The following is a 12,819-nucleotide window of genomic DNA, read 5'->3' on the forward strand; positions in this document are numbered from 1 at the left end:
TTAAAAAGAATATTTTAAAGTTACTCCAACTTTAGGAGCTTCTACCAAATCGTAATCTGGTATTGTCATTGGACTAATTGATAAATTTTCGTTCGTATCAAATTGTAATAAATGTGCACGAACACTTGCTTCTACAATTTGTAAAACGTACACTAAAATGGCAGAAAGTAATGATAAATCTCTATTTTTACTTAATTGTCTTTGTGCACTTTCTAAACCAGCATCTGAAATAATTGGAGTTCCATCAACAGTAAACTCATCAGGTAAACCAGCTTTTCTTCTTTTAAAAGCTGTTCGATAACGATCATAATCATTACTGCTATCAATATAAGAATATATGCTAATTCCTAATCCACCATAAATTAATGGTAATTGCCACCAATAACGGTTGTTGTAAATTTGACCTGCTCCAGGAAAAATAGCAGAATAAAAAGCTGCTTTTGATGGAGATAATGGATTATAATCTGCAGGTTTTAATTGTAGTTGTTTTGTATTTGCTGTAATAGAATCTTTTTGAGCGTATATGTTAAAACTCGAAAAGAAAATAAAAAAAGCTATGTAAATAATTGATTTCAATTACTTTAATAAATTTTTAATACGATTAAAATCCTCAATAGAATCAAAAGGGATCGAAATTTTTCCTTTTCCGTTATTACCAACAGAAATATCTAATTTTTTACCAAAAAAATCATTTAATCCTTTTACGCTATTTGAAATGATAAAAGGTAATGGTTTTTTCTTTTTTTCAGGTTTAGCAATTGCTCCAGATTTTAAATTACGAACTAAATCTTCTGTTTGACGAACAGATAACTTGTCGCGCAATATTTTTTCGTAAATGTTTAATTGATCCGTTGTACTTTCAACGTTAATTAAAGCACGTCCGTGTCCCATAGAAATAAACCCATCTCGCATACCTGTTTGAATAATTGGGTCTAATTTTAATAAACGCAAGTAGTTGGTTACTGTAGAGCGTTTTTTACCTACACGAGTACTTAATTCTTCTTGTGTTAACTGAATTTCATCAATTAAACGTTGGTAAGAAAGAGCAACTTCTATTGGATCTAAATTTTTACGTTGGATGTTTTCAACCAACGCCATTTCTAACATTTCTTGATCGTTTGCTAAACGAATGTAAGCTGGTACTGTTTTATTACCAATAAGTTTAGAGGCTCTAAAACGACGCTCTCCAGATACTAATTGAAATTTGTTTTCTGATAATTTACGAACAGTAATAGGCTGAATAACACCTAGTTCTTTAATAGAACTTGCTAATTCTCGTAAAGCTTCTTCGTCGAAATATGTTCTTGGTTGATAAGGATTTACTTCAATCCAATCTAAATCAATTTCAATAATACTACCAACAACTTTATCTGCGTTTTTATCTGATGCAGATGTTACTTCAGCGGTTTCTTTTAACAAAGCTGATAATCCTCTTCCTAATGCTTGCTTCTTTGTTGCTTTTGCCATTCTTTACTAATTCTTATTTATAATTTCATTGGCTAAGTGAATATAATTTTCGGCTCCTTTACTAGTAGCATCATAAGAAATAATACTTTCACCATAACTTGGTGCTTCACTTAATCTAATGTTTCGGTGTACTATTGTATCAAATACCATAGAACTAAAATGCTTACGAACTTCATCTACTACTTGGTTAGATAAACGTAAACGAGAGTCGTACATTGTAAGTAATAACCCTTCAATATCTAAATCTGGATTATGTATTTTTTGTACACTTTTTATAGTATTTAATAATTTTCCTAATCCTTCTAATGCAAAATATTCACATTGGATAGGGATTACAACAGAATCTGCAGCAACTAAAGAGTTTAAGGTTATTAAACCTAAAGAAGGAGCACAGTCTATTAAAATATAATCGTAATCATCTTTTATGTCTTTCAATGCTTTTTTAAGCATGTATTCTCTTTCTTGCTTATCTACCAATTCAATTTCGATAGCCACAAGATCTATGTGAGCAGGAATTAAATCAACATTTGGAGATGTTGTTTGTATAATTGTACTTTTTGCTGAAGCTGTGAGTTCTAATACTTGGTACGTACCCAACTCGATACTTTCAACATCAATACCTAAACCAGAGGTTGCATTCGCCTGGGGATCGGCATCAATTAGTAAAACTTTTTTTTCTAAAACACCAAGAGCAGCAGCAAGATTAACCGATGTGGTTGTTTTACCTACTCCTCCTTTTTGATTTGCAATCGCAATGATTTTACCCATACTAATTTTATGTATTAACAAAGACGTAAATTTACAACTATTTATGACTTTTAAAAGTGAAAGATGTTAACAATATAACAAAGTTCTAAAATATAAAAACCGCAGAACTCTCTGCGGTTTTTATATTTATTTTTTATTTTAACTGTTTTAGCTATTCAACATCACTGGCATTACAAGCATTGTAACTTGCTCACCTTCGTCAGTTCCGTCTATCGGAGTTAAAATTCCTGCGCGGTTTGGTAAACTCATTTCAATTAAAACATCATTAGAACTTAAATTGTTTAACATTTCACTTAAAAAACGCGAGTTAAATCCAATTTGCATATCGTCTCCTTGGTAATCGCAGCTTAAACGCTCATCCGCTTTGTTGGCGTAGTCTAAATCTTCCGCAGAAATATTTAATTCTGTTCCTGCCATTTTTAAACGGATTTGATGTGTCGTTTTGCTAGAGAAAATAGATACACGACGAACAGAGTTTAAAAATGAAGCTCTATCTACTGTTAATTTATTAGGGTTTTCCTTCGGAATAACAGCTTCGTAATTAGGGTATTTCCCGTCAATTAAACGACAAACTAAAACTACATTGTCAAATGTAAATTTAGCATTTGTATCATTGTATTCTATAGTTACATTTTCTTCAGTACCGCCCAAAATTCCTTTTAATAAATTTAAAGGTTTTTTTGGCATAATGAATTCTGCAGTTTTATCAGCAGTTACATCTGTACGTGTGTATTTTACTAATTTATGAGCATCTGTAGCAACAAAAGTTAAGTCTTTAGAGCTAAACTGGAAGAAAACACCGCTCATTACTGGACGTAAATCATCGTTTCCAGCAGCGAAAATAGTTTTTGAAATTGCTGTAGCCAAAATTTGAGCAGGTACTGCTGTGCTACTAGGTGATGGTAATTCTACAGCTTTTGGAAATTCTTCTCCACTGAAAAAAGCCATGTCGTATTTTCCTTGGTCAGAACTAATTTCTATGGTATTTTCACCTTCTGTTTTAAAGGTTAAAGGCTGATCGGGAAATGTTTTTAAAGTATCTAACAATAAACGTGCGTTAATAGCGATAGAACCGTTGTCTTTACTTTCAACATCGATTGTAGAACTCATAGTGGTTTCTAAATCTGAAGCGGAAGCTTTAAGTTGGTTTTCAGATAATTCGAATAAGAAATTATCTAAAATTGGTAAAGTGTTGTTGCTATTAATAACGCCACCTAAAACTTGTAATTGTTTTAATAATTGTGAACTTGATACAATAAATTTCATTTTTGTTTGCTAAAATTAGTTTTACAAAGATATTCTATTAAACGAATTTTTAAAATTAATTTATCAACACTTTTTTAGTGAGTGTTGATTAGTTGAACAGGTAGTTTATTTGAATGCTCCCATAGAAATTCCCTTTAGGAACTCGTACACTTTTTAATTTTTTAGAATGATATGTTGCAGAGTATCCAAAATTAAATCGATTAGCAGTAAAACGGATTCCGAATTCTGTAGTTAACAAAAAAGGTTCAATACCGTAAGTTACTTCGCTGCTATTATTAAAAAAACTCCCTTCAATAGTAGCATCGTATACTACATAATTAACTAAAGGTTTTATAAAGAAGAATGCTTCGGGTGTGTTGTTGAAATTTGATTTTTTACTATTTAAATTTCCGTTATAAGCTATCGAGTTTATAAGGTTTTCTAAAGGTAAAAAACCAATTCGAGAGTAGAATCCTGTAGAAAAATTTGTATAAACTGTTCCTATTTTTAATTGATTATGCCAGTTTACATCAATAATTGAAGAAGAAAGTGTACGTAGGTTTTTTACGTATGTTCCGTTAAAATTCATGGCAAAAGCATCACTGATTTGATATTTCCAGCCATCAGCTTCTCTAAAATCATAAATATCATGAATTACTTCCATTAACTCTTCACTATATGCTGAAGGACCTATTATTCCGATTTGAGTACTAAGTTTTAAAACAGAATTGTTGTTGTAAAAATTAGAAACAGTAAAGCCTCCATAAAGATAACCTGCAAAAGGGCGATCATGTTCCAAAATAGTAGCTACAATAGCCTTGTAAGGAGTGTACATTTCATGACCGACTTGTAATTTGTACGTCTTTTTTATAATTTTTTTTGAAGATTTTTCGCTCAAATATCTGTAAGAAAAAAACATCCCGTTGGTGTAATATCGATCTTGTTTAGTAGAGATATAAAGATCATTGTCGTTAACAAAACTAAATTCTTTAGCGTATTGTTTTTGAGCAGAAATAGTTACTGAAACAAAAAAAAATAAGTAGGTAATTGTCTTTCTCATAAAAAAAACAAATATAGACTTTTAAAAAAATAAATAGAATTCTTGTGTAGAATTATTACTTTTAGTCTCTCATATTTTATGTGAATTATTATGAAGAACACGCCTAAACTTACGGCAGAGGATTTTAATAGAGTTAAATCGAATAGGGAATTATTAGATGTTATTAGTGAAAAAAAAATTCCTTTTTCAAAAGTAAAAAAGGAATTAGTTTATGAAGAAGAGTTACGAAATCTTCAAATAGAATTGGTAAAACTTCAGCATTGGGTTGCAAAACACAAAAAAAGAGTAGCTGTAATTTTTGAAGGTCGAGATGCTGCTGGTAAAGGGGGGAATATCCGCCGTTTTATGGAGCATTTAAATCCTCGTTCTTCACGTTTGGTAGCTTTAAATAAACCTACCGAAGTGGAAAGAGGACAATGGTATTTTCAACGCTATATTAAAGAATTACCCGATTTAGGAGAAATTGTTTTTTTTGATAGAAGTTGGTATAATAGGGCTGTTGTAGAGCCTGTTATGGGGTTTTGTTCGGACACTCAATATGAAAAATTTTTATTGCAAGTACCTGAGTTTGAGCATATGTTGTATGAAGATGGGATTGTTATTATTAAATTTTGGTTGTCAATTACGAAGGAAGAACAATTAAAACGTTTCGAAGCACGAAAAGACAATCCTTTAAAACGATGGAAATTTAGTCCAGTAGATAAAAAAGGGCAAGAATTGTGGGAGAAATATTCGTATTATAAAAGAGAAATGTTTACTAATACCCATACAAGTTATTGTCCTTGGACAATCATAAAAACGAATAGTAAAAAAACAGCACGTTTAGAAGCGATGCGTCATGTGCTTTCTAAGTTTGATTATGATGATAAAGAGCAAGCACTAACCAATTTAAACCCAGATCCTAATATTGTAATGCGTTATTACCGTTCTGTAATACAAAATGATTAATATGGAAGAGCATAAATTCACTGAAGTTGAAATTGAAAAATTAAATTCTAAAAAAGGATTGATGGCTGTTTTGTCTCGCGATCCTTTAAATTTAGAAAGAGCATTACGTTATGTAGATTATCAAGAAAAACTTGAAACATTACAAGTAGAATTGATACGAATGCAAAAATGGGCAATAAGAAATAATGAACGTATTGTAGTATTGTTTGAAGGACGTGATGCTGCAGGAAAAGGAGGTGCAATTCGTAGAATTACCGAACGTATTAATCCTCGTCATATGCGTATTGTAGCATTACCAAAACCGAATGAAGAACAAAAAACACAATGGTATTTTCAACGTTATGTAGAACAATTTCCAAAAGCAGGAGAAATAGTATTATTTGATAGGAGTTGGTATAATCGAGCAGTGGTAGAGCCTGTAAACGGATTTTGTACGGAAGAAGAGTATAAGATATTTATGAAGCAAGTAAACGGGTTTGAGAAAATGATCATGCAATCTGGAATTCGTTTGGTTAAAATTTATATGTCTATTTCAAAAAAAGAACAAGCAAAACGATTTGAAGATATTAAAACAGATCCGTTAAAGCAATGGAAAATGAGTCGTGTAGATGAGAGTGCGCAAGAATTGTGGGACGATTATACAGTTTATAAAAGAAAGATGTTTAAAAAAACAAATACGGTATTAGCGCCTTGGAAAATTATAAGAGCAAATCGTAAAACAGAAGCAAGAACTGCATGCATCGAGCATATTTTAGAAAGTATTCCGTATGATAAAAATATAGAAGTATAAAAAAGGTTCGCATTTGCGAACCTTTTTTTAGTCGTTTAATTGTTTGCTGACCTCATTAAAAAGAATAAAAATTTCACCAGCAATCTGTTGGTTAGTTTCCAAGTATTTTTCTTGTTGGAATTCTGTGTTATCGGCGATTTTTGGATCTATATAAGGTAAATGAAAACGATGAATAGCATCGGGTATGAAAGGACAGTTTTCATCAGCATTATCACAAGTGGTAATAGCAATGTACGGAAATTCGTTTGCTTCGTTATCAAAAGTTTTAGAGAATCCTAAAATAGATTTTCTAGTATCTTTAAATGTGATTAAATATCGTGGGTTTTGATGAGAAAAATCTACAACACTAAATTCAAAGCCAACTTTTTGTAAGCTTTTAACAGTATTTCTATGAAATGCAGTTACTTCTGTTCCTCCAGAAAAAGGATGAATACTTGTCAATTTGAAATATTCAATTGCGTAGAATGACCAAACTTGCGCTATTTGACTTCTTCGAGAATTGTGTGTGCAAATAAAATTTAAGTTTAATTTATTACGATCTGCAAGTTCATTAACAATTTTAGTAGCAATACTCTTTAGTAAAGTTAATCTTTCCTCGGTAAGCGTAATGTTTTTTTTAGCGTTTTCAAAAAAGGTTTTAGTGTTAATGTTGTGGGTATTAATCATTTTTTCTTTTTACAATTAAAGCAAGTTTTATATATTTTTACACGTTTCTTTATTAAATGCAAAAGTATAAAGAACCTGTAGTTAGTATAATTAAGTAAAAGTTAAGGATGTGTTTAGAAATCGGTAATAAGGTAGCAGTTTTAGATGATGTTATTAATGGATACGTTGTAGGTATTCAAAATGATATTGTTTTAATTAAGGCAGATGATGGCATGCAATACTCATATTTGAGTTCAGAATTGGTAAAAATAGAAGTTGAGCAAAATGAGCTAGCTAAATATTCTGATATCAATAATCAATTTTTAAAAGATAAAATTCACGCTCCTAAAAAATCAAAATCATCTTTCAAAAAAATAAAAAAAGAAGTAGTAATGGAGGTAGATTTACATGCTGAAAAGTTAGTGAAATCTACTCGAGGAATGGATAATTTCGATATCTTAAACTTGCAGTTAGATACGGCTCGTCATAAACTGGAATATTGTATTAAAAAAAAAATATCAAAAATTGTTTTTATTCATGGGGTGGGGGAAGGTGTTTTAAAAACAGAGCTCCATTATTTATTTAATAAATATCCTGTTAAGTATTCAGACGCATCTTATCAACAATATGGATTAGGAGCAACAGAAGTATATATTTTTCAAAACACATAACAAGTTTTATAATAGTTGTATTTTTGTAGGCTATAATATGTTAAATTAAAACAGAATGAAGCCCATCTATTTAGATAATGCTGCAACGACACCTATGCATCCAGAAGTTGTAAAAGTAATGCAACAATCTATGATAGATAATTTTGGAAACCCTTCTTCTACACACCAATTTGGTCGTAAAGCAAAATCAGCGATAGAAACAGCGCGTAAAAGCATTGCAAAACATTTTAATGTGTCGGCAAGTGAAATCATTTTTACGTCTAGCGGAACAGAAGCAGATAATTTAATTTTATTTAACGCGGTTACAAATTTAAAGGTAGAAAGAATTGTTACTTCCTGCATAGAGCATCATGCGGTTTTACACACTGTAGAACATCTTCAAAAAGAGTATAATATTGAAGTTGTTTATGTAAATATAAATGAATTTGGTTCTGTAGATTTACATCATTTAGAGCAGGTTTTATCAGGTTCAGACCAAAAAACATTGGTTAGTTTGATGATGATAAATAATGAAATAGGAAATATTTTACCTGTGGATGAGGTTTGTGATATTTGTGATAAGTACAATGTGCTTTTTCATTCAGATACTGTACAAGCTATTGGTCATTATCAAATTGATTTACAAAAAACTCCAATAGATTTTATTGCAGCTAGCGCACACAAATTCCACGGACCAAAAGGGATAGGTTTTGCTTATTTTAAAAAAGGCTTTGGAGTGAAACCAATGTTATATGGCGGTGAGCAAGAAAAAGGAGCGCGGTCTAGTACTGAAAATGTACATGCTATTTTGGGTATGCAAAAAGCCTTAGAAATTATTTACAATACTTTAAAAGATGACCAAGTTTATATAGCGTCTTTAAAAAGGTATTTCGTTGATGAATTAACAAATAAAACGAAAGGGATTCAATTCAATGGTTTATCTTCTAATTTAGAAAAAAGTACTTATACAATTGTAAATGCACGATTACCAATTATTAATAATATGGTCTTATTTAATTTGGATTTGGCAGGAATTGCCGTTTCGGGAGGAAGCGCATGTCAAAGTGGAAGTAATAAAGGTTCACATGTATTAACTGCTTTTTTAAATGAAGAAGAAGCTAAAAAAGCATCTGTTCGTTTTTCATTTAGCAAATTCACAAATAAGGCTGAAATAGATACAGCTGTCCAAAAGTTAAAAACACTAATACCATAATTTCACCTATTTTTTTGTTTTTTACACTAAAAATCAATTTACAGTCATTTTAAGAGCGTTTATTTTAAATAAGCTATTCATCCTTTTGCTTAAAAAATAAATCCCTTTAAAGCTTTTTTTTATCGCGTTTTCAAATAATAAAAAATTATTATTAATTTTTTTTAAATAGATATAAAGTATACAATAAATGTAGTATATTATACTAGGTTAATTTTTTTGTTGTTAATTTTAGGTATACGTTAAATTTGTGACTTAGCTAAAAAAAATGTGTCAAAATATCGTAATTAAGTAAGGTATTTGTACATTTGCAGAGTAAACCCCCCTTACTCAATCTACTTTTAAGCTTCAGTGATGAAGTTTGATTAAGGATTAATGTTCTGTTTTTAAGGGGTTTGTTTTTTTTTTTCTTCCCAAAAAGAATTTAAATTTCATATTTAAAACTTACGTTTTTTCTACATCTAAAAGTCGATTGATTGCGTTATTCGCGTGTTTTTAATTTAAAAAATATAGTAATTTTTAAATAATTACTAAAATTAGTTGAAATTAAAGTAATCAATATGATGAACTTTTACCCTTTAAAATCCCCAATAAAAGTATTGGTAGTTTTTGCCATGCTTTTTTTATCTTCACTAATGCAGGTTAATGCTCAAATTTATGAGATTGATGCGTTTAATGGACAAACAATAAGTACTTGTTCAGGTAGTTTTAGAGACTCTAATAGAAGAAATGGAGGTACACGATATAATGATAATGAGTTTTATTCTGTAACTTTTACATCAAACAATGGAAATGCTTTATCTTTTAACTTTACTTCTTTCGATGTTGAGGGAAACGGAGCAAGTGCCTGCTATGATGAATTGAGAGTTTATGATGGGGCTAATGCTTCAGCTAGTCTTATAGGTGTTTATTGTAATAGTAATATACCATCTACAATAACTTCAACGGGTACTTCATTGCATTTTGTTTTTGAATCTGATGGTTCTGTTCGCGGAACGGGTTGGGTAGCTGCAATTTCTTGTATTTCTGTAGTGGATCCATGTAATCCGGTAGCTTCTGGCAATCTTGATTCTGATGGAGATGGAGTGTCGGATGTTTGTGATTTAGACGATGATAATGATGGTATTTTAGATACTCAAGAATGTGTTAATTTTTTAGAAGGAGGAGGATTCAATATTTATGATGATGGTAGTTTTATTTATGGAAATAATTTTGTAGATACTATTTCTCCTTGGCAACTTGGAGGAGGTCAACGGGCAAATATAGTTAAGGTTGATGGTATACTTGATGCTGGACCTAATCCTTATATAGGAGGTCCTTATGAAGATGCGAATCCAGATACTGGTGCAGGAGAAGATCAATATTATTTGGATATAGCTAGTGGATCAAATGACTTTTATCAGGCATTCACATTTACAGAAGAGACACAGGTTACTTATTCTGGTTATTTTTCAGCAAGAGATAATGGGTCTGGTACAGGAAGTATTTCTATACGTCAAGGTACTGGAATAGGAGGCACAATAGTAGATACTTCGGGCACGATTACAGTAAATTCTGGAGGGGATTCACAAAATGCAGGTTGGACGTATTTTGAGCGAACGATAGTGTTGCCTATAGGTACATACTCGTTTGTTATTTCAATGAGTGATCCAATTAATTTTGATGAAGCTGCAATAACACGTTGTCCTGATTCAGATGGGGATGGGATATTTGATTATTTAGATTTAGATTCAGATAATGATGGTTGTACAGATGAACAAGAATATGGATACGATCCAAAAACAGTTATAGATGACGGAACAAATGCTTGTATGCCAGTGGCGCAAGATGATGTTTTTACAGTTTGTCAAAAAACAGCGACAAAATTAGCTGTTTTCGATGATAATGGTAATGGTATAGATGATTTTAGAGTGAATGGACCTAGTGGATCAGGTGCATATATAGCGATTACGTCACCACCAACAAATGGTACTGCAACAATAGTTTTAGGAGCTGCGGGTATAGCAGATGATGTTATTGAATATACTTCAAATCCAGGAACTACTACAGATAGTTTTCAATATACAATTACGGACGATACAGGAGATACAGATACAGCAACTGTAACAATAACAGTTAATCCTTCTCCTGATATAAGTACAACAGACACGCCAATGATTTGTGCCAGTGGAGGGAGTTTTGATTTATCTACTTTGGCAATATCAGATGCAAATAGTACGAGTGCAACATACACTTACCATAGTGCTACCCCAGCTACTTCGGCTAATGAATTAGCTAGTACTATTGTAAGTCCAGTAAGTACTACAGATTATTATGTTTTGGCAACTACAGGATTAGGATGTCGAGATGAATTAGCAGTTACAGTTACGGTAGATGATGAAGCTCCAGTATTCACAACTGCAGCAGGAAGTTTAGATTTAACTTTTGAATGTGCAGATGAGATACCATCTTCACTTCCTTCGTGTACAGATATAAATACTACCTATTTTAATGAAGCACAATATTCTTGGGGTATACAGATTCAAAATACAACAGGAACAGATATTGATAGTTGGAAGGTAATTATTGATGATGCTGATTACACATTAGATTATTCTCAACTATCCAATAATTCAGAATTCACATATTCAGAAATAGATAATGGAGATGGTACTTACGATCTTATAATTACAGGAACAGGAGCTATAGTAGCTTACGGTTCCACAGGGAATATAGAATGGACTGGTGTTAATTTTGGTTTTGATCCAACGTCGAAAGGTATTTTCTTTTTTTGTGGCACTCCAGAGCCTGTATTTACACCTCCCGTAGCTACAGATAATTGTAGCTCTCCTACAGTTTCGATAGTTAGTGATATTACAACAGCAGGAAGTTGTGGTAATTCATTTGTTAGGGTTATAACTTATCAAGCAACAGATGCATTAGGGAATACAAGTGCTGCTTATAAGACAACGATAACAGTTAGTGATACAGAAGCTCCAACCGCAAGTAATCTTCCTGCTGAAGATGTGTGCGCAGGATCTATACCACCGCCAGATATTACTTTAGTAAATGATGAAGTAGATAATTGTACATCATCACCAACAGTAGCTCATGTAAATGATGTTACAACAGGTAATGTTGTTACTAGAACATATAGTGTAACAGATGAATGTGGTAATAGTACAAATATAACCCAGATATTTAATATTAATAACAATACTGTAGGAGCAGCATCGAGTACTCCAACATTATGTGTTAATTCGATATTGACGGATATTACTCATGTTACAACAGGAGCAACAGGAATCGGAGTAGTGTCAAACTTGCCAGCAGGTGTAACAGCATCATGGGCAGGAGATGTAATCACGATTACAGGAACACCAACAGAAAGAGGAACCTTTAACTACGATATTCCATTAACAGGGGGATGTGGTGCGATAAGTGCAACAGGAACAATTATAGTAAATGAGGTGCCAAGTATAAATACTACTGATACGCCAATAACATGTCCTAGTGGTGGTTTTGATTTGTCAACTCTAGCAATTACAGATGCGAATAGTACAGGAGCAACATATACATATCACAGTACAACACCAGCAGATGGAGCGAATATATTAGCAAGTAGTACAGTAAGCCCAGCAACAACTACGACATATTATGTTTTAGCAACTACAGCAAATGGTTGTACAGATGAATTAGCAGTTACAGTCACAGTAGTAGACAATATCAATCCAACGATCAGTGCTTGTCCATCGGCAGTCACGGTGAATGTAGATGCAGGCACGTGTACAGCAAGTGGGGTAAGTTTAGGAGCAGCCCCAACAGGCACAGACAACTGTGGCGTACCAACGATTACGAATGATGCGCCAGCAACCTTCCCAATCGGAGACACTACGGTGACTTGGACATCAACGGATGCCGCAGGAAACACCGCTACGTGTACACAAGTAGTTACAGTAGTCGACAATATCAATCCAACGATCAGTGCTTGTCCATCGGCAGTCACGGTGAATGTAGATGCAGGCACGTGTACCGCAAGTGGGGTAAGTTTAGGAGC

General features: G+C 32.5%; 11 protein-coding genes. 5 read left to right on the plus strand and 6 right to left on the minus strand.

Going from position 1 to position 12,819, the window contains the following annotated elements; genetic code table 11:
- The 5 genes from C7447_RS14015 to C7447_RS14035 all read right to left on the minus strand — a co-directional run bounded on the left by C7447_RS14015 (position 1) and on the right by C7447_RS14035 (position 4,540).
- Entirely contained in the window at positions 1-576 is a 576-nt protein-coding gene (locus tag C7447_RS14015) for a DUF5683 domain-containing protein (protein ID WP_148871146.1), read from the minus strand.
- Positions 577-1,467, minus strand: a complete 891-nt coding sequence (locus C7447_RS14020) for a ParB/RepB/Spo0J family partition protein (protein ID WP_148871147.1) — start codon at positions 1,465-1,467, stop codon at positions 577-579.
- A 6-nt stretch (positions 1,468-1,473) separates the two neighbouring features.
- The gene (locus C7447_RS14025; RefSeq protein ID WP_148871148.1) at positions 1,474-2,235 is read right to left on the minus strand and encodes a ParA family protein; all 762 of its coding nucleotides are present in this window, start codon (positions 2,233-2,235) and stop codon (positions 1,474-1,476) included.
- Between the two features lie 147 nt (positions 2,236-2,382).
- Positions 2,383-3,501, minus strand: a complete 1,119-nt coding sequence (gene dnaN / locus C7447_RS14030; protein WP_148871149.1) for a DNA polymerase III subunit beta — start codon at positions 3,499-3,501, stop codon at positions 2,383-2,385.
- An 88-nt stretch (positions 3,502-3,589) separates the two neighbouring features.
- Positions 3,590-4,540: a lipid A deacylase LpxR family protein gene (locus tag C7447_RS14035; protein WP_148871150.1), complete on the minus strand. Its 951-nt coding sequence runs from the start codon at positions 4,538-4,540 to the stop codon at positions 3,590-3,592.
- Positions 4,541-4,630: 90 nt separating this feature from the next.
- Here C7447_RS14035 and ppk2 (C7447_RS14040) point away from each other — a divergent pair, with 90 nt between their 5' ends.
- Together ppk2 (C7447_RS14040) and ppk2 (C7447_RS14045) are read left to right on the plus strand one after the other, a co-directional pair.
- Entirely contained in the window at positions 4,631-5,488 is an 858-nt protein-coding gene (gene ppk2 / locus C7447_RS14040) for a polyphosphate kinase 2 (protein WP_148871151.1), read from the plus strand.
- Between the two features lies 1 nt (position 5,489).
- Positions 5,490-6,278, plus strand: coding sequence for a polyphosphate kinase 2 (ppk2, locus tag C7447_RS14045; protein ID WP_148871152.1), 789 nt, complete (start codon positions 5,490-5,492; stop codon positions 6,276-6,278).
- Between the two features lie 27 nt (positions 6,279-6,305).
- Here the strand turns inward: ppk2 (C7447_RS14045) and C7447_RS14050 are convergent, their stop codons facing one another.
- The gene (locus C7447_RS14050; protein WP_148871153.1) at positions 6,306-6,944 is read right to left on the minus strand and encodes a low molecular weight phosphatase family protein; all 639 of its coding nucleotides are present in this window, start codon (positions 6,942-6,944) and stop codon (positions 6,306-6,308) included.
- Between the two features lie 107 nt (positions 6,945-7,051).
- On the opposite strand from C7447_RS14050, the gene C7447_RS14055 reads away from it, so the two are divergent.
- From C7447_RS14055 to C7447_RS14065, 3 genes are all read left to right on the plus strand, one after another.
- Positions 7,052-7,594: a Smr/MutS family protein gene (locus C7447_RS14055; RefSeq protein ID WP_148871154.1), complete on the plus strand. Its 543-nt coding sequence runs from the start codon at positions 7,052-7,054 to the stop codon at positions 7,592-7,594.
- 55 nt (positions 7,595-7,649) lie between these two features.
- On the plus strand, positions 7,650-8,786 hold the full coding sequence (locus tag C7447_RS14060; protein ID WP_148871155.1) for a cysteine desulfurase family protein: 1,137 nt from the start codon (positions 7,650-7,652) through the stop codon (positions 8,784-8,786).
- A gap of 557 nt (positions 8,787-9,343) precedes the next feature.
- A partial coding sequence (locus tag C7447_RS14065) for a CUB domain-containing protein (protein ID WP_148871156.1) occupies positions 9,344-12,819 on the plus strand: 3,476 nt, incomplete at its 3' end.

Origin of the sequence: Tenacibaculum adriaticum, assembly GCF_008124875.1 — a bacterium.
GTDB lineage: Bacteria > Bacteroidota > Bacteroidia > Flavobacteriales > Flavobacteriaceae > Polaribacter > Polaribacter adriaticus.

What these genes read in the sequence shown, in the direction of transcription:
- C7447_RS14020 (WP_148871147.1), bottom strand. Translation starts at nt 1,467, where the DNA reads ATGGCAAAAGCAACAAAGAAGCAAGCATTAGGAAGAGGATTATCAGCT.
- dnaN (WP_148871149.1), bottom strand. Translation starts at nt 3,501, where the DNA reads ATGAAATTTATTGTATCAAGTTCACAATTATTAAAACAATTACAAGTT.
- ppk2 (WP_148871152.1), top strand. Translation starts at nt 5,490, where the DNA reads ATGGAAGAGCATAAATTCACTGAAGTTGAAATTGAAAAATTAAATTCT.
- C7447_RS14055 (WP_148871154.1), top strand. Translation starts at nt 7,052, where the DNA reads ATGTGTTTAGAAATCGGTAATAAGGTAGCAGTTTTAGATGATGTTATT.
- C7447_RS14025 (WP_148871148.1), bottom strand. Translation starts at nt 2,235, where the DNA reads ATGGGTAAAATCATTGCGATTGCAAATCAAAAAGGAGGAGTAGGTAAA.
- C7447_RS14035 (WP_148871150.1), bottom strand. Translation starts at nt 4,540, where the DNA reads ATGAGAAAGACAATTACCTACTTATTTTTTTTTGTTTCAGTAACTATT.
- C7447_RS14050 (WP_148871153.1), bottom strand. Translation starts at nt 6,944, where the DNA reads ATGATTAATACCCACAACATTAACACTAAAACCTTTTTTGAAAACGCT.
- ppk2 (WP_148871151.1), top strand. Translation starts at nt 4,631, where the DNA reads ATGAAGAACACGCCTAAACTTACGGCAGAGGATTTTAATAGAGTTAAA.
- C7447_RS14060 (WP_148871155.1), top strand. Translation starts at nt 7,650, where the DNA reads ATGAAGCCCATCTATTTAGATAATGCTGCAACGACACCTATGCATCCA.